Origin of the sequence: Pseudomonas kilonensis, from assembly GCF_001269885.1 — a bacterium.
GTDB classification, from domain to species: Bacteria; Pseudomonadota; Gammaproteobacteria; order Pseudomonadales; family Pseudomonadaceae; genus Aquipseudomonas; species Aquipseudomonas kilonensis.
In genome coordinates this window covers 983,500-1,006,500 of record NZ_LHVH01000017.1, presented here as the reverse complement: position 1 = coordinate 1,006,500, position 23,001 = coordinate 983,500, and the positions used below count along the sequence as shown (strand labels likewise).

The following is a 23,001-nucleotide window of genomic DNA, read 5'->3' as shown; positions in this document are numbered from 1 at the left end:
ACAGGCCTTGCTCCCACAGATAAATCCCCTCGCCACAAGATTGGGTCGCTCTATAGTTTGTGTGTACACAAAAAACAAGAGGCACCCCATGTCCGACATCCTCTGGCAACCCAGCCCCGAACGCATCGCCCAGTCGCGCATGAACGCCTTTCGCCAGTTCGTCAACGCGCGGCATCACCTGCAACTGCATGACTACCCGGCTCTGCACGCCTGGAGCATCGATCAGCGCGAAGCCTTCTGGCAGGCCATTGTCGACTTCTTCGAGATTCGCTTTCACCAAGCCCCCGACGCGGTATTGGTGGAAGATTCGCAAATGCCCAGCGCCCAGTGGTTCCCTGGCGCCACGCTGAACTTCGCCGAGCACCTGCTGCGCCGCCGCGATGACGCCGTCGCGGTGGTGGCGCTCGACGAAAACGGCGGCCAGGAACAACTGACCTGGGCCGAACTCGCCGCCCATGTCGCAGGCCTGCAAACAAGCCTGAAAGCCGCTGGCGTCACCCAGGGCGATCGAGTCGCCGCTTGCCTGCCCAACACCTGGCAGACGCTGGTCGGCATGCTCGCCACCACCAGCCTGGGCGCTATCTGGTCGTGCTCGTCACCGGACTTCGGTACCCAAGGCGTCATCGACCGGTTCGGCCAGATCGAACCCAAGGTGCTGATCACCTGCGCCGGTTATCGCTACGCTGGCAAGGTCATCGACCAGCAGGCCAAGGTCAATGAAATCCTCGAACGGCTACCGTCGCTGCAGCAACTGATCGTGTTGCCTTATGCGCAGCCGGACGTGCGCGTCGAGGCATTCAAGACCTCGGCCGCTGTCGCGCTGTGGAACGACTTTTATCAAAGCGGTGGCGAACCGGAATTCGTCAGCGTGCCCTTCGACCACCCGCTGTACATCCTGTATTCCAGCGGCACCACCGGGGTGCCGAAGTGCATCGTCCATGGCACCGGTGGCGTGCTGCTGCAACACGTCAAGGAACATGGCCTGCACGTCGACCTCGGGCCCGAGGATCGGTTGTTCTACTACACGACCTGCGGTTGGATGATGTGGAACTGGCTGGTGTCGGCCCTCGCTGTGGGCAGCACGGTGGTGCTCTACGATGGTTCGCCGTTCCACCCCGGCCCCGAGCGCTTGCTGGACCTGATCGACCAGCAGCGCATCAGCGTCTTCGGCACCAGCCCCAAGTTCCTCGCGGCCCTGGAAAGCGAGGGCCTCAAGCCCCGCCAGACGCACCGTTTGGACAGCCTGAAAACCCTGCTCTCCACCGGTTCGGCACTGGCGCCCCATAGCTACGATTACGTGTACCGCGACATCAAGGCCGATGTTTGCCTGGCCTCGATGTCCGGCGGCACCGACATTGTGTCCTGCTTCGTCAACGGCAACCCACTGTCGCCGGTGCGCCGGGGCGAGATGCAGGGCAAGAGCCTGGGCATGGCCGTGCAGGTCTGGAACGAGGCCGGCAACCCGGTCATCGGTGAAAAAGGTGAGTTGGTGTGCACCCGGCATTTCCCGGCAATGCCCATTGGTTTGTGGAACGACCCTCGGCAGGAAAAACTCCGCGCCTCCTACTTCGCCCAGTTTCCCGGCGTGTGGGCCCAAGGCGACTACGCCGAGGAACTGCCCCACGGCGGTTTCCTGATCCACGGACGCTCCGACGCCGTGCTCAACCCCGGCGGCGTGCGCATCGGCACGGCGGAAATCTATCGGCAGGTGGAAAAAGTCGAGCAGGTGCTGGACAGCGTCGCCATCGGCCAGCAATGGCAGGGCGATGTCCGGGTGGTGCTGTTCGTGCGCTTGCGCGAGGGTGTGACGCTGGATGAAGCCCTGGAGCAAAGGATCCGCCAGGTCATCCGAGCCAACACCACGCCGCGTCATGTGCCGGCGAAGATCCTCGCGGTCAGTGATATTCCGCGAACCATCAGCGGCAAGGTGGTGGAGCTGGCGGTGCGCAATGTGGTGCATGGCGAGGTGGTGAAGAACACCGATGCCTTGGCCAACCCTGGGGCTTTGGAGCAGTTTCGGGATCGGCCGGAGCTGGCGAGCTGACCGTCAGGGCCTCAGACCTGTGGGGAGCAAAAACTTGTGGAGCAAAACACTTATGGGAGCAAAGCTGTGGGAGCAAAGCTTGCTCGCGATACAGGCAACGCGGTTTTTCAGACCTACCGCGTCATCGTTCATCGCGAGCAAGCTTTGCTCCCACAGGTTTGCCTCCACAGGTTTTGCTTCCACAGGTTTGCCTCCACAGGTTTTGCTTCCACAGGTTTGCCTCCACAGGTTTTGCTTCCACAAGTGTTGTTCCCACAGAAGTACTCAATCCATAAGCCCCCACTCACCCGCCGCCGGATCGACCGGTGGCGCCGCCGCCCCCGACTCGCTATGCAACTTCAACCGCAACCGCAGGTTGTTCGCCGAGTCGGCATTTTTCAGCGCTTCTTCCTCATCGATGGCGCCCTCGACCACCAGGTTGAACAGCGCGTGATCGAAGGTTTGCATCCCCAGTTCCTCTGACTTTTCCATGATGCCCTTGAGCTCGCCGAGCTCGTTGCGCCGTATCAGGTCCGCCACCGTCGGCGAGCCCAGCATGACCTCCACCGCCGCTCGCCGCTGGCCGGTGCGGGTGCGCACCAGGCGCTGGGAGACGAACGCCTTGAGGTTGTTGCCCAGGTCATTGAGCAACTGCGGTCGACGTTCTTCCGGAAAAAAATTGATCACCCGGTCCAGGGCCTGGTTGGCGTTATGGGCATGCAAGGTGGAAATCACCAGGTGCCCGGTGTCGGCAAACGCCAAGGCATGCTCCATGGTTTCCCGGTCGCGGATTTCGCCGATCAGCACCACGTCCGGCGCCTGGCGCAGGGTGTTTTTCAGCGCCGCATGAAAACTGCGGGTGTCGACACCGACTTCCCGTTGATTGATGATGGATTTTTTGTGCCGATGGATATACTCCACCGGGTCTTCGATGGTGATGATGTGGCCGCTGCTGTTGCGATTGCGGTAGTCGATCAGCGCCGCCAGGGAGGTCGACTTGCCCGAGCCGGTGGCACCGACGAACAGCATCAACCCCTGTTTCTGCATGATGGTGTCCAACAGCACCCGAGGCAGTTTCAGGTCTTCGAAGCGCGGGATGTCCAGCTTGACGTTGCGGATCACCATGGACACGTCATTGCGCTGCTTGAAGATATTGACCCGGAACCGCCCGACGCCGGCCAGGGAGATCGCCAGGTTCATTTCCAACTCCCGATCGAACTCAAGGCGCTGTTCGGCGTCCATCAGAGACTCGGCGAGCCGGGCAATGTCACCGACCTTGAACGCCTCGTTTCCCAAGGGCTTGATCACGCCCTCGAAACGCGCGCACGGTGGCGCCCCCGTGGACATGTAAAGGTCGGAACCATTCTGGCTCGCCAGGATTCGCAACAACGGATCGATTTCCATGGACTGAAACTTCCGCGAGACATCAATGAAACAAGCTGAGCCGAACATGAAACCCTTCAGACCCACCCGCATGTACCCTCTTCTGAGGATAGTCGACACCGTGGCACAGACACGACAGCCAGGGATCGCGTGATGAACGCGACACCCGCCGGCAGCGATACGCAACGCCTGATCAGCCAGGTGGACTGGGCCCTGACCCCGCTGGGCACTGCCCAAAACTGGCCGCAAAGCCTGCGCACCGCCGTGGACATCATGCTCCATTCGCCCATGGCGATGGCCTTGCTGTGGGGACCGCAACTGTCCCATCTCTACAACGACGCCTTCGGCCGACTGGCCGGTGACAAGCACCCCCGGGCGTTCGGCCGGCCGACCCATACAGCATGGCCCGAACTCAAGAGTGTGACCGAAGGGATTTATCACCGCGTGTTGCAAGGCCAGACGCACACCTGCCGCGACCAGCAATGGCGCGTGCCCTTCGCCGGCCGTCTCTGCGATGTCTGGCTGGACCTGACCTACAGCCCGGTGCGTGACGAAAGCGGCGGCGTCGCCGGCATCCTGGTCACCGCCATCGAGACCAGCGAACGACGCCGCCTGGCCATGGAGTTCGAACGGCGCTCCGAGGCCAGCCTCAAGGCCCAGCACGAAAGCGAAGAGCGCTTGCAACTGGCGCTGGCCGCCGCCGATGCGCTGGGCACCTGGGACTGGGACATCAGCGAAGACCGCTTTATTGCCGACGCCCATTTCGCCCTCTTGCATGGCGTCGATCCCAGCCTGTCGCGCCAGTTGCCCATCAGCGCCTATCTCGAAGGCGTGCACCCCGAGGACCGGGCGATGGTTGCCCGCAGCATCAAGCACTGCATCACCCATGGCACCGAATACGCCGAGGAATACCGGCTGTTGCAGCCCAATGATGAATTACGCTGGGTGTACGTGCGCGGCCGTTGCTACAAGGATCGCCACGGCCGACCCAAGCGCTTTCTCGGCGCGGCGCTGGACCTGACCGAACGCAAGCGCACCGAGCAAGCCCTGCGCCAGAGCCAGACCGAGCTGCAGCTGATCATCAACGCCATGCCGATCCTCATCAGCTACGTGGACCGCGAAGAGCGTTTCCGGCTGAACAACAGCGCCTACCTGGACTGGTACGGCCTGACCCCGCAGGAGCTCTACGGCAAGACCATCCGCGAAGTGCTCGGCGAAGAGGCCTATGCCGCCCGCGCCCAACAGATCGCCGACGCCCTGGCCGGCAAGCCGTGCAGCTTCACCGTGCAGATGGACCATCGCGACGGGCGCCCGCGCCATTCGCTGATCAACTACCTGCCTCGCCATGGGGCGGACGGTGCGGTGAACGGTTTCTACATCTTCGTGATCGACGAAACCGAAAGCCGGAAAACCGAGGAAGCCCTGCGCAACCTCAACGAAACACTGGAAGAACGGGTCATTGCCCGCACCCAGCAACTGGCCGAAGCCAATCACCGGCTGCAAAGCGAGATGTTTGAACGCGAGCGCGCCGAAGAAGCCCTGCGTCATGCGCAGAAAATGGAAGCCGTGGGCCAGCTCACCGGCGGCATTGCCCATGACTTCAACAACATGCTCACTGGCATCCTCGGCAGCCTCGACCTGATGCAACGCTACATTGCCGCTGGTCGCACGGAAGAGATCGGGCGCTTCACCGAAGCGGCGGTGTCCTCGGCCAACCGCGCCGCGGCCCTGACCCATCGGCTGCTGGCTTTTTCCCGACGCCAGTCCCTGGACCGCAAACCGCTGGACGCCAATGACCTGGTGCACTCGCTTGAAGACCTGCTGAGCCGCACCACCGGCGATCACATCGGACTGCGGCTGCAACTGGCCAGCGAACTGTGGCCCGTCAACACCGACGCCAGCCAGTTGGAAAACGCCCTGCTCAACCTGGTGATCAACGCCCGCGATGCCATGCCCGAGGGCGGCGAACTGATCGTCGAAACCGCCAATGTCTATCTCGACGGTACGGACATCAACAGCCTGGAGCCGGTCAAGGCCGGGGACTACGTGATGATCGCCGTCAGCGACAACGGCAGCGGCATGACCCCCGCCGTACTGGCCAAGGCCTTCGATCCGTTCTTCACCACCAAGCCCATCGGCCAGGGCACCGGCCTGGGTTTGTCTATGATCTACGGTTTTGCCCAGCAGTCGGGTGGGCACCTCAACCTCGACAGTGTGCCGGGCCAAGGCACGCGGGTGCAGTTGTACCTGCCGCGCTTGCACGTTTCGTCGGCCCAACCACCCGATACGCCCGAGACGGTCGACGTACCGCCGGCCATCGCCGGGGAAACCGTGTTGCTGGTGGAGGATGAACCCGCCGTGCGTATGCTGGTGCTCGACCTGTTGCAGGCCCTGGGCTACACCGCCCTGGAAGCCCGGGACGCCGTGACCGCGCTTCCCGTGCTGGAATCGGACCAGCGCATTGACCTGCTGGTGACCGATGTCGGACTGCCGGGCATGAATGGCCGGCAACTGGCGGAAATCGCCCGCCAGCACCGGCCGGGGTTGAAAGTGCTGTTCATGACCGGTTACGCGCAGAAAGCCGCCGAACGCCAGGGGTTCCTCGACCAGGGCATGGACATGGTCGCCAAGCCCTTCTCCCTCGATCTGCTGGCCAACAAGATTCGGACGATGATCAACCATGGCAGCTGACTTGAGGCATAATCGCCGCCCCGTCGCACCGTTCAGGTCACCGCAACAATGAAAGCCCAAGCCCGCCATATCCTGGTGAAAACCGCCGAAGAAGCTGAACAGCTCAAGCAACGCATCGCCAAGGGCGAAGCTTTCGACGTGCTGGCCAAGAAATACTCCACCTGCCCTTCGGGCAAACGCGGCGGCGATTTGGGTGAAGTAAGGCCGGGGCAGATGGTCGGGGTGATCGATGCGGTGATTTTCAAGAAGCCGCTGCGGGTGGTGCATGGGCCGATCAAGAGCAAGTTCGGCTATCACCTGGTGCAGGTGTTCTACCGGGATTGATCGGTCACTTTGTCAGCGAAGCCTGTCTGTGGAAACAAAGCTTGCCTGTGGGAGCAAAGCTTTGCTCCCACAGGCCAGCTTTGCTCCCACAGGTGTACATCGATTCCCCCGATCAGTCCTTGGGCATCAACGCCCCCGGCACCTGAATCACCCGGCTCGCCAACAGGTGCCCTGCCTCGGCCGCTTCCACCGGGCTGCCGCCCAGCAAACGACTCGCCAGGTACGCGGCGCTGAAGGAGTCCCCCGCCGCCGTGGTGTCCACGACGCGCTCGACCCGCAGGGCGGGCACCTCATAGGACTGGCCATCGCAACGAATCAGGCAGGCCTCGGCACCGCGCTTGAGCACCACCTCGGGCGTGCCGAGCTGCGCATAGGCTGCGAACACCGCCTCGCTGTCGGCATGACCGAACAATGCCTGTTCATCCTCTACGGTCAGCAGCGCCAGCTCCACATAGGGCAAGACGCTGCGATACGCCGCCCGCGCCGCTCCGATCGAGGCCCAGAGCCTGGACCGGAAGTTATTGTCGAACACCACCAGCGCCCCGCGTCGACGGGCTTCGACCAGGGTTTCGATGAGTTTTCCACGCCCCTGCTCGCCGAGCACCGCCAGGGTGACGCCGCTGAAATACAGCACATCGTAATCCAGCAACGCGGCCAGGATCGGCCCGGCGGCCGGGGTGGTAAAACAATCGCGCACCGCCGCCTCGTTGCGCCAGTAGAGGAAGCGCCGCTCCCCCGCCGCATCGGTCTGGATGCAATACAAACCCGGCAGACGTCCTGGCAAGCGCTGGACCCGTTGCAGCCCGATGTTCTCCGCGGCCCAGCTTGCGCACATGGCATCACTGAAGCTGTCGTCGCCCAGGGCGGTGACGTAATCCACCGCGCCCCTGTCGCCCAAGGCGCGGGCCAGGTACACCGCCGTGTTCAGGGTGTCGCCGCCGAAGCTCTGCAGCAGGCTGCCGTCGGCGCGTTGTTGCAATTCGATCATGCATTCGCCGATCAGGGCGATGCGGGGTTTGGGGTTGCTCATGGATGATCCTGATAATTCAGCGGTGTCTGGCAGGCCGCTATCGCGAGCAAGCTCGCTCCCACAGGGGATCTTGGGTAAACACCCATTTTGTGTTCACAGTCGATCAATGTGGGAGCAAGGCTTGCCCGCGATAGCCGCAACTCGGTTCAAAGGCTAGAAACAAGTCTCCATGCTCTCGACCACCCGCAACTGCTCATCCACCAGGCACCCCACCCGCCACTTGTCGAACGTCAGGCACGGATGTGACGTACCGAACGAGATGATGTCCCCGACCCGCAACTCAACCCCCGCCGCCACGGTCATGAACGCATGCTGGTCCATCACCGCCGTCACCTTGCAGCCACTCACATCGTCACCCGCCAGCGAGTCCGACCCGGGCTGGTAGCGCTTGAGCGGCACCGGCAAGCCAGCGTCGTAGGCCACGTCGCGCTTGCCCAGGGCGATCACCGCGAAGCCCGGCTCCGGCAGCGATTGCACATGGGCCCAGACTTCCAGCGCCGGGCGCAGGCCTTCGTGCAGGTCGCTGCGGCGCTCCAGCACGCAGCACTGCGCCTCTTTGTAGATGCCATGGTCATGGGCCACGTAGCTGCCGGGACGCAGCACGCTGAGGAACCGTCCGTGGGCATTCTGCGCTTCGAAGGATTCGGCGATCAGGTCGTACCAGGCCGACCCCGAGGCGGTGATGATCGGTTTGTCGATGGCAAACGCGCCGTTGTCCTGCAACTGCACCGCCAACCGCACCAGGGACGCCGCGAACGCACGAATGCCACTGATGGCGTGGTCACCGTGGATCACCCCTTCGTAGCCTTCGATGCCAGTCAACGCCAGCGCCGGTTGCGCCTGGATCGCCTCGGCCAGGGCCAACACCTCGGCTTCGGTCCGGCAGCCACAACGCCCGCCGACCACGCCGTACTCGATCATCACATTGATCCGTACGCCGCGAGAGGCGAAGTAAGCGCCCAGGTCAGCGACATTATCCGGATGATCGACCAGGCAGTGGAATTCGAACGCCGGGTCGGCGAGCAAATCGGCAATCAGCGCCATGTTCGGCGCGCCCACCAATTGGTTGGCCATCAACACCCGGCGCACGCCATGGGCGTAAGCGGCACGGGTCTGCACGGCGCTGGCGAGGGTCAGGCCCCAGGCGCCGGCCTCCAGTTGCCGGCGAAACAGCGCCGGGGTCATGCTGGTCTTGCCGTGGGGCGCCAGTTCGGCACCGCTGCGGGTGACGAAATCTTGCATCCAGCGGATGTTGTGCTCCAGCGCCGCGTGATGCAGCACCAGCGCTGGCAGGCTGACGTCCCGGAGCAGGTGGGCGCCGACGGTGGCGGCGCCCTTCTCGACGCCGGCATGAAGGATGGCGGAAGGCATGTTCGAACTCCTCGCACACGGCCGCTAGTGCCGTGGCTGTCTATTCATTGATACGACGGGCCAGGTGGTTGGCGCTTTCGATCAGCACCCGGCGGTAGTCGGCGTAATTGTTCTTGGCGTCGGCCCGTGGGGCGACGATGCACAGGGTGGCGATGGCCACGCCATTCGGGTCTTTGACCGGTGCGGCGAAGCAGTGGGTGAAGGTGTCGGCGACACTGTCGAAGGAGAAAAACCCATCGAGGCCGGCCTGGCGGATTTCCTTGAGGAATTGCTCCAGGGGCAGGCGCTCGCCGTCCGGCAAAATGAAATCGTCGGGGTCGATCAGGTCGACGATCTGCTGGTCGCTCAGATGCGCCAGTAGCAGGCGCCCTGACGCCGTCCACGGGATCGGCGCGTTTTCCCCGATGTCCGATGAAATGCGAAAATGCCGCTCGCCTTCCTTCATCAGCGCGACGGTGTATTTGCGCCCGTTGAGCAGGCACATCTGCGCCGTTTCCCGGGTCTGGCGCACGATCTCCTGCAAGGCCTGGTCAGCCTCGCGGCTCAGATCGAAATGCCGCAGGTGCGCCTGCCCGAGAAAGTACAACTGGCGGCCCAGGTAGACATGGCCTTCCTTGCCCACCGGCTCGAGGATGCGCCGCTCCAGCAGCGACGCCACCAGTTCATAGACCGTGGACTTGGGGCTGCCGATGCCGCTGGCAATATCGTTCGGGCGCAGCGGCTGGCCGATTTCCTTGAGGAAATCGAGGATATCGAACGCCCGATCCAGTCCCCGGGCCCGGCGTTTGATGGTGTCTTCGGTCATGTCTTTGGTTCCCATTCAGTTGGCCGGGAGTTTAACCAGACTGCTGCGCCGCCTGATAGATCGCTATCGCGGGCAAGCCATGCTCCCACAGAAGAATGCGCTCCCTTGTGGGAGCAAGGCTTGCCCGCGATGAGGCCCCCGTGGTTCAGGCTTTTTTCTTGTAGGCGACGCAATCGATCTCGACCTTGCAATCGACCATCATGCTCGCCTGCACGCAGGCTCGGGCCGGGGCGTGTTCCGGGCTGAAGTACTCGCCGAAGACCTTGTTGAAACTCCAGAAATCCCGCGGGTCTTCCAGCCACACGCCGCAGCGCACCACATCCTCCAGGCCGTATCCGGCCTCCTCGAGAATGGCGACCAGGTTCTTCATGGTCTGGTGGGTCTGCTCGACGATCCCGCCGACAATGATCTCGCCGTTCACCGCCGGCACCTGGCCGGACACGTGCAGCCAGCCATCGGCTTCCACGGCGCGGGCGAATGGCCGAGGCTGACCTCCACCTGCGGTGCTGCCGGTGCCGTAGCGCGTAATGCTCATGGGTTATCTCCTTCTTGAGTCGATTGAAAGCTGAATGGATTAAAAACGCGTGTTCTTGAGAAATTCCGCCAGGCGTGGCGACTGTGGCCGTTCGAACAATTCCTTCGGCGGCCCCTGTTCTTCGATGCGGCCCTGGTTCATGAACACGATCTTGTCGGAGACCTCGAAGGCGAAGCGCATTTCGTGGGTCACCAGCAGCATGGTCATGCCGTCTTCGGCCAGGCCCTTGATCACGTTCAGTACTTCGCCAACCAGTTCCGGGTCCAGGGCCGAGGTCACTTCGTCGAACAGCATCAGGCTGGGGTTCATGGCAATCGCCCGGGCAATCGCCACGCGCTGCTGCTGGCCGCCAGACAACTGACCAGGAAAGTGATCGCGCCGCTCCAACAAGCCCACCCGCTCCAACCATTTCTCGGCCAGGGCCACCGCCTCGTCCTTGGGCAGCTTTTTCACTTTGAGCAGGCCCAGGGTCACGTTCTGCAACGCGGTCAAATGCGGGAACAGGTTGAATTGCTGGAAGGCCATGCCGGTCATGGCCCGGTGCCGGGCGATGACTTTCTCGGCGTGGCGCACACGCTTGCCGTCGATGTCGTCGTAACCGATGGACTCGCCGTCGAGCATGATCTGCCCGCCCTGGAATTCTTCCAGCATGTTGACGCAGCGCAGCAGCGTGGTCTTGCCCGAACCGCTGGAGCCGATCAGCGTAACCACGTTGCCGCGCTGCATGCTCAGGTCCACGCCCTTGAGCACTTCCAGCGGGCCGTATTGTTTGCGCAGGCCGCGAATGTCCAGCAGCGGCTGGGTGTTGGATAAGTTCGTATTGGAGAAATTCGAGACGTCAGTCATGGCAAGGCCACCCGCTTTTCAATGTGTCGCCCGAGCAATTCGATGGCGTAATTGATGATGAAAAAGAGAAACCCGGCGAACAGGTAAAACTCCAGGGTCATGAAGGTCCGGGCGATGATCTGCTGGGTGCTGAGCAGCAGTTCGGCAACGCCGATCACCGACAGCAGGGTCGAGGCCTTGACGATCTCGGTGGAGGAATTGACCCAGGTCGGCAAGATCTGCCGCAAGGCCTGGGGCAACAGCACATAACCCAGCGCTTGGAAAAAGGTCAGGCCAATGGCCTGGCTCGCTTCCATCTGACCACGGGGCAATGCCTGCAAGGCCCCGCGCACGATCTCGGCGACGTGGGAGCCACAGAACAGCGTCAGCCCCAGGACCCCGGCCTGGAACGCGCCGATCTGCCAGCCCAGGGCCGGGGCCATGTAGAAGCAGGCCAGCACCAGCACGAACACCGGCGTGCCGCGAATCAGGTCGACGTAGAAGCGAAACGGCGCACGCATCCAGGTCCGGCCATAGGTCAGCACCAGGCCGGCGACCAAGCCGATCAACGTGCCCAACACAATCGCCAACAGCGAACACTGCACGCTGGTCAGGAAGCCCGCCCACAGGGTGTCGCGGGCAACCCATAACTCATGCAACCAACTGGGTGATTCGTACATGGGAGACTCCTAACGGCGGATCGCCAGACGCTGCTCGAAATACCGCAGCACCATGGCAATGAGGTAACAGGCCGCGACATACAGGGCCGTGGTCACCAGCCAGGTTTCGATCACCCGGTAGCTCTCCACGTTGATCTTGCGGGCGTAATAGGTCAGCTCCGGCACGGCAATCGCCGCCGCCAGGGAAGTGTCCTTGAACAGCGAAATGAAGTTGTTCGACAAGGCCGGCAACACGTTGCGCAGCATCACCGGCACGGTGACGTAGGCCTTCACCTGCCACTCGCCCAGGCCGATGGCCAGCCCGGCTTCACGCTGTCCCTTGTGAATGCTCAACAACCCGCCGCGAAACACTTCGGTCAGGTAGGCCCCGGCGTACAGCGAGAGGGTGATGACGAACGACGGCAGCTTGTCCAGGCGGATGCCCAGGCTCGGCAAGGCGAAGTAGATCAACAGGATCAACACCAGGATCGGCGTATTGCGGATCACCGTGACATACACCGACGCCAGCACCCGCAAGACCCGATGTTTGCTCAGCAACGCGAACGCCATCGCCAGGCCGATCACGCAACCGATGGCGATCGACACCAGCGCCAGGGAAAGCCCCAGGCCCAGCCCCGCCAGCAGGGTGTCGAAATCGCGCCAGACGGCGGCAAAGTTCAACTGATAATTCATGGTCGGCAGTACCTTCGACGGAGCGCCCGCAAGTGGCGCCCCGGGCTCACAGGGTCATTTGAATTCAACGGGGAAACCGATCGCTGGCGACGGCAGCTCGACACCGAACCACTGCTTGAAGGACGCCGCATAGGTGGGGAACTCCACGCCGGTCATGGCTTCATGCAAGGTGGTGTTGACGAAGTTCAGCCAGTCCTGGTCGCCGCGCTTGACCGCACAGGCGTAGGTTTGGGGGCTCCAGGCATAGGCCGGGCTGCGGTAGCGGCCAGGGTTCTGCACCATCAGGTATTTGACCGAGGACTGGTCGGTGGCGGCGGCATCGGCGCGGCCGGAGTTCACTGCCTGGTACATCAGGTCGACGCTGTCGTACTGGTCGACCTTGGCCCTGGGCAGCGCCTGGTGCACCAGTTCCTCGGCGTAGACGTTCTGCAGCACCGCCACGGTGACGCCGTCGCCGGCGGCCTTGAGGTCTTCGATTTCCTTGTACTTGCTGTTGGCCGGCAGCAGCAGGCCCACCCCTTCGCGGTAGTACGGCAAGGTGAACGCCACTTGCTGGGCGCGGCTGGCGGTGACGGTGATGAACTGGCAGCTCATGTCGACCTTGTCGGTCAACAGATTGGGAATGCGCGCATCGGAAGACTGCACCACGAACTCGACTTTCTCCGGGTCGTTGAACAGGCCCTTGGCGACCATCCGCGCGATATCGATATCAAAGCCCTGCAACTTGCCATCCGCTCCCTGGAAGTGCCACGGCGCATTGGTACTGCCCGTGCCCACGATCAATTTCCCCCGCTGCAGCACGCTGTCCAGCTTGCTGTCGGCCGCCTGAGCGACCCCCATGGCAGCCGTCGTGGCCGCGAAGAGAAAAACACACGCTTTGAACAAGGAAGGTCGGCGTTGCATGGCAAGCACTCCAGAATGAGTTTATTCCGCTATACCGGAACATGGTATGTAACAACGGAATAGACAGCAGAAAGTGTGCCACAGGTTTGATGCCCGCGGGAGGGCAAAAAGGAAAGTTAAGGAAATCAGGGAGATGGGAAAAACAGACGCCAGGACAGTCGCATCTGCGTGCGACCACTGTTGCTACCGTTGGCCACGACGCACGGGTAACAAGGCCCCAAGCCGGGTACTCGGCGCACTCGGCGCACCGAAACGGAGCCACTGTGGAATGTGTAAATGGATACCCTGTGGGAGCGAGCTTGCTCGCGATGGCGGTATATCAGTCAATATCGATGGCGACTGACCTGACGCTATCGCGAGCAAGCTCGCTCCCACAAGGGTTCGGCGGCGTACCTGGGCTATTTGCGCTTGTAGCTCTTGCTGCCGCCGGGCGTGAGGCAATAGACCCCGCCCCGAGGCCCGACGCAGTAATTGCCACTGCCGCACTGGCAACCCTCGGATGATTTGAGCAGCGATTGCGGCCGGGCCTCGTTCCGAAGCCCCAGCACAGCGGAACAGGACTTCTTCGAAGCACTGATGGAACCGTCGTTGCACAGGAAGGTATCGCCGTCACACCCGGCAATCCCGCCCTTGCGTCCGGAACACGGTTGATTGGCGGCAAGGGCTGAAGTACACAGCACCAACACCAGGGTCGTGACGCAGATGCGAAGTAAAGCAGACGTTCCGTGACAGAGATTCATGACAGCTTCCAGGCTGATAGATGGCCCTATGCTAGCACCGGATAATCTACCGCACCTAACGCCCGCAAAACCTCACCCTGGACAACATCCGCAAATCCCCCTCGCGGTAATAGTCATCACTCCAACTGTCATCCACTGCCAGTGGCTTGACCTGCTTGAGGGCGAGTTTTTTCGCGAAGTAGCGAAAGCGGTAATGTTCATAGAAACGCAGCAACTCCAGCCCGTAGCGGTCGGCCAGGTCGGTGTTGCCCTGGATGATCAGGTAATTCTCGTCGTTGCCGCTGCTGGCGGCGGCGCTCAGGTTGTGGCTGCCGCTGAGGATGGTCGGCGTGTCGCTGGTGAAGTCGGTGACGATGGCTTTGGTGTGCACCAGCAGGTTGCCCTTCTGGCCTTTCATGTTTTCCCGCAGCCAGCCTTCCAGGCCGGTGTTGAGCAGCGCGGTGGCGGCGAATTCGGCGGTGCGGTCGGCGTGAAAGCCGGTGATGCGACTCTTGGTGTTTTGCAGGCCGTAGCGCAACACGTCGTCATTGGGTGCGCCGAGCAAGGCGTCTAGGATGCGCTCGGGCAACACAAAAGCGGTGACGAACAACAGGTCCTTTCGCGCGCCCTTGATGATGTCGACGAAGCGATCCAGGTCGCCCTCCCCGGTGCGCGGCGAGAATCCGGCGAACAATGCCTCCTGCGGATCCATGGCATTGTTGTCGGTCAGCCACTGGCGAGTGGCACCGACGTCCTGGGGTTCGGCCCAGATCTGCTCGAACACCTGGAAGTAGCTGCCGCTCACCCGAGGGTCGTCCAGCACATGGACCACGTTGGCCTGGCGGTAGACACCGTTGGCGGTGAAGTTGGTGCTGCCGCATAGCACGGCTTCGGGTTGCAATGAGCCGCTGACATCTACCTTGCTCAGCACAATGAACTTGTTATGAAAAATGTTGTGGGTGACCCGCCCGCGCTTGTTGGCCGCCGGCATTTTTTCGAGGCTGGCTTCGTTACGCGCCGTGGTGTCGTCGCCCGGCTCGGCGTGGTACAGCACTCGTACTTGGGCGCCGCGAGCGTGAGCGGCAGTCACCGCATCGACGATCACCGGCAGTTCGTATTCATAAATGGCGACATCCAGCGCCCAGTTGGCATCCAGTGCCCGATCGATAAAACCGGTCAGGCGCCCCAGCAGGCCATTTTCCAGCCAGCGACGCGGGGCGTCGGGCCAGTCGTCGATGGACAGGTGCTTGTTGGCGCCGATCAGCGCGTCCACTTCAGGAAACTTGCGCTGGAACGCCTGGCTGGCGGCCACGGCACGGTTGAAGATCACCCGCTGGTTGGCCGGCTGTCCGTCGTCGCTGGTGACGGTGACGGCCAGGGATTCGCCCAACTGCGGTGCTTCGGGGCTGCCGTAGGCCAGGTGCACGCGGTAGTGCATGGTCACGCCGGGGTTGACGGCGTAGTCGGCCCAGCGAAATTTCTGCAACGGTGCCTTGTCGCTGGGGGTGGCGTGGAACTGGGGAAAGGTGTGGGCCTTGTCGGGGAAGGTCAGGCTGTTGAACAGGAACAGCCAGGGCTTGTCACCCTGCTGCTTCTCGATGGCAAAGCCCAGCAGCCCTTTGCGTCGGGATTCCGCCAAGTCCATGGCGAGCAGCACGCCGTTGGTGCCGGCATAGGCCTTGACCCGAAAATCGTCCTGGGCGTTGGTGACGAGTACGCGCATGGTTCACTCCTGTGAGGGGCTGCCTGAGCATAGTGCAGTGATGCGGGTCAGGTGGTCATATCCGGGACCGAGGTGATGCCTTCGCGAGCAAGCCCGCTCCCACATGGGTTCTGCGGCGTTCACACATGATCTGTTCACAGAGATCAAATGTGGGAGCGGGCTTGCTCGCGAAAGCGCCCGCCCAGACACCTTACATTCAAGCCATCACACTTGATCGATATGCCGATACTCAGCCCCCAACCGCCCCGCCAACTGCCGGGCCCGGCCCAGGCGAATCGGGCCTCTTTCGATATCGATCAACAGGCACGGGCAATCGAGAGGCGGCGGTGAAAACCCCTCCTTGACTCGTCCGTCGGTCATCACCAACACCCGCTGCTGCTCCGCCGGGTAGCGCTTGCGTCGGGCCACCAGCCAGCGCCCGGCCTCGTTCAGCGCCGCCAGCAACGGCGTTCCGCCCCCGGCACCCAGCCCATCGAGCCAGTGGCGCAGGCCGGCCGAGGCCTTGAGGCCTTGCACCTGCCAATTGGGGAGCGTGCCGCTGGCCGTCAACAGCGCCAGGCGGGCGCGTTGTCGGTAGGCGTCGTCGAACAGTTGCGCCAGCAGGCCCTTGCCGTCACTCAAGGCGCGATGACGCCGGGTCGAGGCCGACGCATCGACGATGACCAGCCACAACTCATGGGGCGAACGCTGGCGACTGTGAAAGCGCAGGTCTTCGTACAGACGTGGCCGGCCATTGAGTAACGTCCCCGGCCAGTTCACCGCACCGCTGGCCGCCGCTTTGCTGCGGCCCTGGCGGCCCTGGTCGAGTCGTCCTGCACGGGGTCTGGCATTCGCCCCCGCTGGCGAACGGGGGCGAATGCCTAGGGCTTTTTTGGCCAGCTCGGCACGTCACGCCGGGCACCGGTCGGCAATGCCCGGGCCGGCAGGTCGCCCCACTGGCCCTGGCCTTCGTTGGGTTCAGTGGTTTTTTCCGCGCCGGTCGGCGCCTGGGACGGTGCCGGTGCCGAATGCCCACGCCGCCGGTGCCGCAAGGCAAACTCGGCGACCGCATCGATGTCCTCATCGGCAATTGCAACAGCCCCGCGCCAGGCGGCATGGGCCCGGGCCGCCCGCAGCCAGACCAGGTCGGCGCGCAAGCCATCGACCCCGGCGGCAAAACAGCGCTCGGTGATCTGCGCCAGCGCCGCGTCATCCAGAGCGATCCCGGCCAAGCGGTCGCGCGCCTGTTGGCAACGGTCACGCAACTGCTGCTGGGCCGTCTCCCACGCCACGCAGAACGCCAGCGGATCACTGTCGAAATCCAGCCGTCGCCGGATGATCTGACCGCGTTCAGTCGGTGCAGTGTGACCGTCAAGGGCGACGTTCAAGCCAAAACGGTCGAGCAACTGCGGGCGCAACTCACCCTCCTCCGGGTTCATCGTGCCGATCAGCACAAAGCGCGCCGGATGCCGATGGGAAATGCCGTCGCGCTCGATCAGGTTGATGCCACTGGCGGCCACATCGAGCAGCAAGTCCACCAGGTGATCGGGCAGCAGGTTCACTTCATCGACGTACAGCACGCCACCGTCGGCCTTGGCCAACACGCCGGGAGAAAACTGCGCGCGCCCTTCCCCCAGCGCTGCGTCCAGGTCCAGGGTACCCACCAGCCGCTCTTCGGTAGCACCGAGGGGCAAGGTGACGAACTGACCGCTGGCCAGCAGGTCCGCCAGGCCCCGGGCCAGTGTGGACTTGGCCATGCCACGCGGCCCTTCGATCAGCACACCGCCGATTTTCGGATCGATCGCGGCCAGGCACAGGGCCAGTTTCAGATCATCGGCACCGACCACGGCGCAGAGCGGGAAATGGGGGGTGTGGGTCATATCTAATTCTCAAGGGTGGTCGGTAACGTCAATGTCAAAAGGGGACTTGTGGGAGCAAGGCTTGCCCGCGATGAACGAAAACGCGGTTTAGCTGCTAAACCGCGGCGCGACCATCGCGGGCAAGCCCTGCTCCCACAGGGTGGAGATAAATCCCTTTGCCACAGGTCAACCCATCACAGGGGTTGTGTCTCGCCTGCTCAGTAGGCATGTCAGCCATCTTCTTCAATGTCCAACAACAAATTTTCCAACGCCTCGCGATACTCGCCTGGATCCTGCCACATCCCCCGCTGCTGCGCTTCGAGCATGCGCTCGGTCATGTCCCGCAGGGCGTCGGGGTTGTGCTCGCGGACGAAATCCCGGGTGTCCGGGTCGAGCAGGTAGGCATCGGCCAGCAAGGCGTACTGGTGATCGTCGATCAACCGGGTGGTGGCGTCGAAGGCAAACAGGTTGTCCACCGTCGCCGCCAGTTCGAAGGCGCCTTTATAGCCATGACGCTTCACGCCGTCGATCCACTTCGGGTTCGCTGCGCGGGAACGGATGACGCGGTTGAGCTCTTCCTTCAGGGTACGGACCCTGGGCAAGTCTGGCTGGCTGTGATCGCCATGGTAACTGGCCGCCGCATCACCACTGAGGGTCTCGACCGCCGCCAGCATGCCGCCCTGGAACTGGTAGTAATCGTTGGAATCGAGCAGGTCGTGCTCGCGGTTGTCCTGGTTCTGCAACACCGCCTGCACCTGGCTCAAGCGCCGGGAGAACTGCTCCCGGGCGGCCGTGCCTTCATCGCTGGCGCCGTAGGCGTAACCGCCCCAGTTCAGGTACACCTCGGCCAGATCCTCGCGGCTCTGCCACAAGCGCCCGTCAATCGCGCCCTGCACGCCCGCGCCATAGGCACCGGGCTTGGCGCCGAAGATCCGCCAGCCGGCCTGGCGCGCCGCGGCTTCCGGCTCAAGACCCGATGCCAGCAGGGCTTCGCGTTCGCCACGCACCTTGGCCGCCAAGGGGTTCATGTCGTCCGGCTCATCGAGTGCGGCGACGGCCTGCACGGCGGCATCGAACAAGCGAATCAGGTTGGCAAAGGCGTCACGGAAGAAGCCGGACACGCGCAGCGTGACATCGACCCGAGGCCGGTCCAGCAGGCTCAGCGGCAGGATCTCGAAGTCATCGACCCGCTGGCTACCCGTGGCCCACACCGGGCGCACGCCCATCAGCGCCATGGCCTGGGCGATGTCGTCACCGCCGGTGCGCATGGTCGCGGTGCCCCACACCGAGAGGCCGAGCTGGCGCAGGTGGTCGCCGTGATCCTGCAAATGCCGCTCAAGGATCAGGTTCGCCGATTGGAAACCGATGCGCCACGCCGTGGTGGTGGGCAGGTTGCGCACATCCACCGAGAAGAAATTGCGCCCGGTGGGCAACACATCAAGGCGCCCGCGGCTCGGCGCGCCGCTGGGGCCGGCGGGCACGAAGCGCCCGCTCAAGGCATCGAGCAGGCCGCGCATTTCCGCCGGGCCGCAAGCGTCCAGACGCGGGGCCACGACGGATCGCAGGTTTTCAATGATGCTGCCCACCACCTCCCAGCCTGGCGCGTCGAGCTGCTCCACCGCACCGTCCAGCGCCTGCTCGATCAACTGCACAGCGAACAGCTCCAGGCGCTCGCGGGTATCGCCGGCGGTGCGCCAAGGCTCGGCGCTGACCTGACGCAACGCCTCGGGACACTCACCGGTCCAGGGCTCGGCCAAGGCACAATCCAGCGGGTCGAAACCCAGCCCGAACGCCTTGGCCAGCGCCCGCAACAAGCTCGACTGCGCGCCTTTGCCGTCGCCCCGGGGAATGCGCAGCAACGCCAGCAAGGTGTCGATGCGCAGCCGTCCGCTGGGCGACTCACCAAAAATATGCAGGCCGTCGCGGATCTGCGACTCCTTCAAGTCGCACAGGTAAGTGTCCAGGCGTGGCAACCAGATCGCCGCGTCGGCGTCGCTGTCCAGACCGGCATCGAGTTGCAGTTCGCGGTCGATGTGCGTCTCGCGCACCAGGTTGAGGATGTCCCGTTGCAGCTCCCGGGCACGGCGCGGATCGAGCAATTGCGCCTCGTAGTACTCGTCGGCCAGCAGCTCGAGGTTACGCAGCGGCCCATAGGTTTCGGCCCGGGTCAGCGGCGGCATCAAGTGGTCGATGATCACCGCCTGGGTGCGACGCTTGGCCTGGGCGCCCTCACCCGGGTCGTTGACGATGAACGGATAGATATTCGGCAGCGGCCCCAACAGCACGTCCGGCCAGCAGTTTTCCGACAGCCCGACGCCCTTGCCCGGCAGCCATTCGAGGTTGCCGTGCTTGCCGACGTGAATCACCCCGTGGACGCCGTAGGTGTGGCGCAACCAGAAATAAAACGCCAGGTAACCGTGGGGCGGCACCAGGTCCGGGTCGTGGTACACCGCGCTCGGATCGACCTGGTAACCCCGCGCCGGCTGGATGCCAACGAACGTCAGGCCCAGGCGCAGGCCGGCGACCATCAGGCGCCCGTCGCGGCACATCGGGTCTTGCTCGGGCGAGCCCCAGCGCGCCAGCACCGCTTGGCGATTGGCTTCGGGCAGCGCGTCGAACAAGGCCTGGTACTCGGCAAGGGCCAGGCTCTGATGACAGGGACGCAAGTCGAGGCTGTCCAGGTCGTTACTGACCCCGCCGAGCAATTGCTGGATCAATGCGGTGCCGCTCGCCGGCAGTTCAGCCGGCAATGGATAACCTTCGACCTGTAGGGCCCGGAGGATATTCAACGCCGCTGCCGGGGTGTCCAGGCCGACGCCATTGCCGATGCGACCGTCGCGGGTCGGGTAGTTGGCGAGGATCAGCGCCACACGCTTCTGGGCATTGGGCAAGCGCGCCAGGGTGGTCCAGCGTCGGGCCAGTTCGGCGACAAAATCCATGCGCTCGGGCGCGGCCCGGTAGCAGACCACGTCGCTCTGGCTGCGCTCGCTGCGCCAGGCCAGGTCCTTGAAACTGATCGGGCGGCTGATGATCCGTCCGTCCAGTTCCGGCAAGGCAATGTGCATCGCCAGGTCCCGCGGTCCCAGGCCCTGCTCGCTGGCACGCCAGCCGGGTTCGTTGTCCTGGGCGCAGATCGCCTGGATCACCGGGATGTTGCGGCGAAACGGTCGCAAGTGCGGAGCTTCGGGGCTGGATTGCGCGAAGCCGGTGGTGTTGAGGATCACGCCCGCCTGCACCTCGTCCAGCCAGTCCTCTACTAGTGCGAGGCAACCAGGCTCCTTGAGGCTGGCCACGGCAATCGGCAGCGGATTGAGCCCCGCCGCTTGCAGGCGCTGGCAGAACACGTCGATGAACGCGGTGTTCGCCGCTTGCAGGTGGGAGCGATAAAACAGCACCGCTGCCACCGGTTGCCCGGCGCTCCAGTCGGCTTGCCAATCGTCGAGGTTGGCGCTGGTTTTCGCCGGGTGATAGATGGCCGTGCGTGGCAAGGCCTGCGGCTCGGCCCACGGATAATCGCGGCCAAACCATTGGCTGCCGAGGTTGTAAAACAGGTCCAGGGCATTGCCCAGCCCGCCCTGGCGCAAGAACTGCCAGAGCCGGTCGCGGTCTTCGCAGGGCACGTTGCTCAGGTCACTGAGTTCCGGGTCCGGACGATCATCCCCCGGCACCAGGATCAGCTTCACCCCGCGCCCGGCCAGTTCCATCAGGCGCTCGATGCCGTAGCGCCAATAGCCGATGCCGCCGTGCAGCGACAACAGGATGACCTTGGCGTGTTGCAGCACGTCTTCGACATACAGATCCACCGAGGCGTGGTTCTGCACCTGCATCGGGTTGGCGAGGCGAAACTGCGGATAATCGCCCGGCAACTGCTTCGCCGCTTCGGCCAACAGCGCCAGGCTGGAGTCGCCGCTGCACAGGATCACCAGTTCGGCGGGGGTTTGCCCCAGGTCGGCGATGTTGTCATCCGACACGAAACCGCCGGGCTGGGTCCTGAGCAGGTGCATGGCTTAGGCCCCGAGGGCGGCGCGCAATTGCGCTTCGAGCAGCGCGGCGTCAAGCGCCTGGCCGATCAGCACCAGACGGGTGACCCGCGCTTCCTCGGCGCCCCACTGGCGGTCGAAATGCTTGTCGAAACGCGTCCCGACGCCCTGGATCAACAGGCGCATCGGCTTGTTCGGGATCGCCGCGAAACCCTTGACTCGCAGTACGCCGTGCTGGACCACCAGTTGCGTCAACGCGTCGAGCAGCAGGCTTTCGTCAGCCTGGGGCAGTTCGATGGAAATGGAATCGAAGGCGTCATGATCGTGGTCATCATCGTCGCCATCGTGGTGATGGTCGTGATGGCTGTGGCGGCCGTCGATGTGTTCTTCGGAACCAGCGCCCAAGCCGATCAGTACATCCAGCGGCAGGCGACCGCTGCTGGCTTCGATGACCTTGACCGCCGGTGGCAGCTCTTCGGCGACTTCCAGGCGAACTTTGGCCAGGTCTTCAGGGCTGATCAGGTCAGCCTTGTTGAGGATCACCAGGTCGGCGCTCGCCAGTTGGTCAGCGAACAGTTCGTGCAGCGGCGATTCGTGGTCCAGGTTCGGGTCGAGTTTGCGCTGGGCATCGACCTGGTCGGGGAACGCGGCAAAGGTACCGGCGGCCACGGCCGGGCTGTCGACCACGGTGATCACCGCATCAACGGTGCAGGCGCTGCGGATTTCCGGCCATTGGAAGGCCTGGACCAGCGGCTTGGGCAAGGCCAGGCCGGAGGTTTCGATGAGGATGTGGTCGAGGTCGCCACGCCGGGCCACCAGCTCGCGCATCACCGGGAAGAACTCTTCCTGCACCGTGCAGCACAGGCAGCCGTTGGCCAGTTCATAGACGCGGCCGTTGGCTTCTTCTTCGGTGCAGCCGATGGAGCACTGCTTGAGGATCTCGCCGTCGATGCCCAGCTCGCCGAACTCGTTGACGATCACGGCGATACGGCGGCCCTGAGCGTTGTCGAGCATGTGCCGCAGCAAGGTGGTTTTACCCGAGCCGAGGAAACCGGTGACGATGGTGACGGGGAGTTTGGCCAGTGTTTTCATCGGATGCCCTTTGGCAAGGTGGCGGGCAAACGGGACGACAACCGCTGGCACAGGCGCGCGCGGAAGATTTCGCCACCGGATCACCCCGCCCGGTTGTAGTGAGAATCTGTCTCGAGGCAGGTCTCCTGGCTGACGGCGGGCCAATCTTTCGACTGGCAATTGCTGCGCCTTCCCGTGCGCCCGTTTTAAAGGCATGCACAGTGGCCTCGCAGAAACAGCACCGTTCACAGTTGCGGGGGCAGCCGCGGCTTGGACCGCGTTCCCTTCTTAGCTCCGGCACGTGCCGAAGAACCTCGAAGGCGCAAGGCTACGCAGGGTGTGGGGGCGGGTCAATCGCCAGAGCGTGTTGCGGCGCATGGACGGGCCTCATCGCGAGCAGGCTCGCTCCCACAGTTGATCTTTGTTGA

At 63.5% G+C, this 23,001-nt stretch carries 18 protein-coding genes and 1 riboswitch; of the genes, 3 read left to right on the top strand and 15 right to left on the bottom strand.

What is annotated here, in order from left to right; all coding sequences use genetic code 11:
* Positions 1 to 88: 88 nt before the first annotated feature.
* Positions 89 to 2,044 carry an acetoacetate--CoA ligase gene (locus tag AD662_RS11000; RefSeq protein WP_053187154.1) on the top strand — a complete coding sequence of 652 codons (1,956 nt, stop codon included), beginning with the start codon at positions 89 to 91 and terminating at the stop codon, positions 2,042 to 2,044.
* 264 nt (positions 2,045 to 2,308) lie between these two features.
* On the opposite strand, the gene AD662_RS10995 is transcribed toward AD662_RS11000, so the two are convergent.
* Positions 2,309 to 3,427: a PilT/PilU family type 4a pilus ATPase gene (locus tag AD662_RS10995; RefSeq protein WP_033062680.1), complete on the bottom strand. Its 1,119-nt coding sequence runs from the start codon at positions 3,425 to 3,427 to the stop codon at positions 2,309 to 2,311.
* A gap of 132 nt (positions 3,428 to 3,559) precedes the next feature.
* On the opposite strand from AD662_RS10995, the gene AD662_RS10990 reads away from it, so the two are divergent.
* Together AD662_RS10990 and AD662_RS10985 are read left to right on the top strand one after the other, a co-directional pair.
* Entirely contained in the window at positions 3,560 to 6,097 is a 2,538-nt protein-coding gene (locus AD662_RS10990; protein WP_053187151.1) for a hybrid sensor histidine kinase/response regulator, read from the top strand.
* 48 nt (positions 6,098 to 6,145) lie between these two features.
* The gene (locus AD662_RS10985; protein WP_003182808.1) at positions 6,146 to 6,421 is read left to right on the top strand and encodes a peptidylprolyl isomerase; all 276 of its coding nucleotides are present in this window, start codon (positions 6,146 to 6,148) and stop codon (positions 6,419 to 6,421) included.
* Between the two features lie 112 nt (positions 6,422 to 6,533).
* On the opposite strand, the gene AD662_RS10980 is transcribed toward AD662_RS10985, so the two are convergent.
* From AD662_RS10980 to cobW, 14 genes are all read right to left on the bottom strand, one after another.
* A complete protein-coding gene (locus tag AD662_RS10980) occupies positions 6,534 to 7,451 on the bottom strand; it encodes a sugar kinase (protein WP_053187149.1) in 918 nt (305 codons plus the stop codon).
* Between the two features lie 153 nt (positions 7,452 to 7,604).
* Positions 7,605 to 8,822 (bottom strand): amino acid deaminase, encoded by a 1,218-nt coding sequence (locus AD662_RS10975; protein ID WP_053187146.1) that lies wholly within the window; start codon positions 8,820 to 8,822, stop codon positions 7,605 to 7,607.
* 40 nt (positions 8,823 to 8,862) lie between these two features.
* On the bottom strand, positions 8,863 to 9,627 hold the full coding sequence (locus tag AD662_RS10970) for an IclR family transcriptional regulator (RefSeq protein ID WP_018608027.1): 765 nt from the start codon (positions 9,625 to 9,627) through the stop codon (positions 8,863 to 8,865).
* Between the two features lie 145 nt (positions 9,628 to 9,772).
* Entirely contained in the window at positions 9,773 to 10,162 is a 390-nt protein-coding gene (locus tag AD662_RS10965) for a RidA family protein (protein WP_013692714.1), read from the bottom strand.
* 39 nt (positions 10,163 to 10,201) lie between these two features.
* On the bottom strand, positions 10,202 to 11,008 hold the full coding sequence (locus tag AD662_RS10960; RefSeq protein ID WP_053187143.1) for an amino acid ABC transporter ATP-binding protein: 807 nt from the start codon (positions 11,006 to 11,008) through the stop codon (positions 10,202 to 10,204).
* Positions 11,005 to 11,667: an amino acid ABC transporter permease gene (locus tag AD662_RS10955; protein ID WP_014338686.1), complete on the bottom strand. Its 663-nt coding sequence runs from the start codon at positions 11,665 to 11,667 to the stop codon at positions 11,005 to 11,007. Before AD662_RS10955 ends, AD662_RS10960 begins: the two co-directional genes overlap by 4 nt.
* A 9-nt stretch (positions 11,668 to 11,676) precedes the next feature.
* Positions 11,677 to 12,339, bottom strand: coding sequence for an amino acid ABC transporter permease (locus AD662_RS10950; RefSeq protein WP_018608019.1), 663 nt, complete (start codon positions 12,337 to 12,339; stop codon positions 11,677 to 11,679).
* A 54-nt stretch (positions 12,340 to 12,393) separates the two neighbouring features.
* On the bottom strand, positions 12,394 to 13,242 hold the full coding sequence (locus AD662_RS10945) for a transporter substrate-binding protein (RefSeq protein ID WP_053187140.1): 849 nt from the start codon (positions 13,240 to 13,242) through the stop codon (positions 12,394 to 12,396).
* Positions 13,243 to 13,640: 398 nt separating this feature from the next.
* Entirely contained in the window at positions 13,641 to 13,982 is a 342-nt protein-coding gene (locus tag AD662_RS28440) for a YdcA family protein (RefSeq protein WP_074849642.1), read from the bottom strand.
* Positions 13,983 to 14,037: 55 nt separating this feature from the next.
* On the bottom strand, positions 14,038 to 15,684 hold the full coding sequence (locus AD662_RS10940; protein WP_018608015.1) for a phospholipase D-like domain-containing protein: 1,647 nt from the start codon (positions 15,682 to 15,684) through the stop codon (positions 14,038 to 14,040).
* A gap of 204 nt (positions 15,685 to 15,888) precedes the next feature.
* Positions 15,889 to 16,443 carry a vWA domain-containing protein gene (locus AD662_RS10935; protein WP_053178812.1) on the bottom strand — a complete coding sequence of 185 codons (555 nt, stop codon included), beginning with the start codon at positions 16,441 to 16,443 and terminating at the stop codon, positions 15,889 to 15,891.
* 101 nt (positions 16,444 to 16,544) lie between these two features.
* A complete protein-coding gene (locus tag AD662_RS10930) occupies positions 16,545 to 17,543 on the bottom strand; it encodes a magnesium chelatase ATPase subunit I (RefSeq protein WP_053187137.1) in 999 nt (332 codons plus the stop codon).
* A gap of 209 nt (positions 17,544 to 17,752) precedes the next feature.
* Positions 17,753 to 21,526, bottom strand: a complete 3,774-nt coding sequence (gene cobN, locus AD662_RS10925) for a cobaltochelatase subunit CobN (RefSeq protein WP_053187134.1) — start codon at positions 21,524 to 21,526, stop codon at positions 17,753 to 17,755.
* 3 nt (positions 21,527 to 21,529) lie between these two features.
* Complete coding sequence (gene cobW / locus AD662_RS10920; protein WP_003200209.1) at positions 21,530 to 22,594, bottom strand: cobalamin biosynthesis protein CobW; 1,065 nt, start codon at positions 22,592 to 22,594, stop codon at positions 21,530 to 21,532.
* Positions 22,595 to 22,692: 98 nt separating this feature from the next.
* A riboswitch (cobalamin riboswitch) is annotated at positions 22,693 to 22,905 on the bottom strand.
* Positions 22,906 to 23,001 lie beyond the last annotated feature (96 nt).

Bases quoted from the DNA above. Each gene is read 5' to 3' on its own strand.
- AD662_RS11000 (WP_053187154.1), top strand. From the start codon at position 89: ATGTCCGACATCCTCTGGCAACCCAGCCCCGAACGCATCGCCCAGTCG.
- AD662_RS10995 (WP_033062680.1), bottom strand. From the start codon at position 3,427: ATGGAAATCGATCCGTTGTTGCGAATCCTGGCGAGCCAGAATGGTTCC.
- AD662_RS10990 (WP_053187151.1), top strand. From the start codon at position 3,560: ATGAACGCGACACCCGCCGGCAGCGATACGCAACGCCTGATCAGCCAG.
- AD662_RS10985 (WP_003182808.1), top strand. From the start codon at position 6,146: ATGAAAGCCCAAGCCCGCCATATCCTGGTGAAAACCGCCGAAGAAGCT.
- AD662_RS10980 (WP_053187149.1), bottom strand. From the start codon at position 7,451: ATGAGCAACCCCAAACCCCGCATCGCCCTGATCGGCGAATGCATGATC.
- AD662_RS10975 (WP_053187146.1), bottom strand. From the start codon at position 8,822: ATGCCTTCCGCCATCCTTCATGCCGGCGTCGAGAAGGGCGCCGCCACC.
- AD662_RS10970 (WP_018608027.1), bottom strand. From the start codon at position 9,627: ATGACCGAAGACACCATCAAACGCCGGGCCCGGGGACTGGATCGGGCG.
- AD662_RS10965 (WP_013692714.1), bottom strand. From the start codon at position 10,162: ATGAGCATTACGCGCTACGGCACCGGCAGCACCGCAGGTGGAGGTCAG.
- AD662_RS10960 (WP_053187143.1), bottom strand. From the start codon at position 11,008: ATGACTGACGTCTCGAATTTCTCCAATACGAACTTATCCAACACCCAG.
- AD662_RS10955 (WP_014338686.1), bottom strand. From the start codon at position 11,667: ATGTACGAATCACCCAGTTGGTTGCATGAGTTATGGGTTGCCCGCGAC.
- AD662_RS10950 (WP_018608019.1), bottom strand. From the start codon at position 12,339: ATGAATTATCAGTTGAACTTTGCCGCCGTCTGGCGCGATTTCGACACC.
- AD662_RS10945 (WP_053187140.1), bottom strand. From the start codon at position 13,242: ATGCAACGCCGACCTTCCTTGTTCAAAGCGTGTGTTTTTCTCTTCGCG.
- AD662_RS28440 (WP_074849642.1), bottom strand. From the start codon at position 13,982: ATGAATCTCTGTCACGGAACGTCTGCTTTACTTCGCATCTGCGTCACG.
- AD662_RS10940 (WP_018608015.1), bottom strand. From the start codon at position 15,684: ATGCGCGTACTCGTCACCAACGCCCAGGACGATTTTCGGGTCAAGGCC.
- AD662_RS10930 (WP_053187137.1), bottom strand. From the start codon at position 17,543: ATGACCCACACCCCCCATTTCCCGCTCTGCGCCGTGGTCGGTGCCGAT.
- cobN (WP_053187134.1), bottom strand. From the start codon at position 21,526: ATGCACCTGCTCAGGACCCAGCCCGGCGGTTTCGTGTCGGATGACAAC.
- cobW (WP_003200209.1), bottom strand. From the start codon at position 22,594: ATGAAAACACTGGCCAAACTCCCCGTCACCATCGTCACCGGTTTCCTC.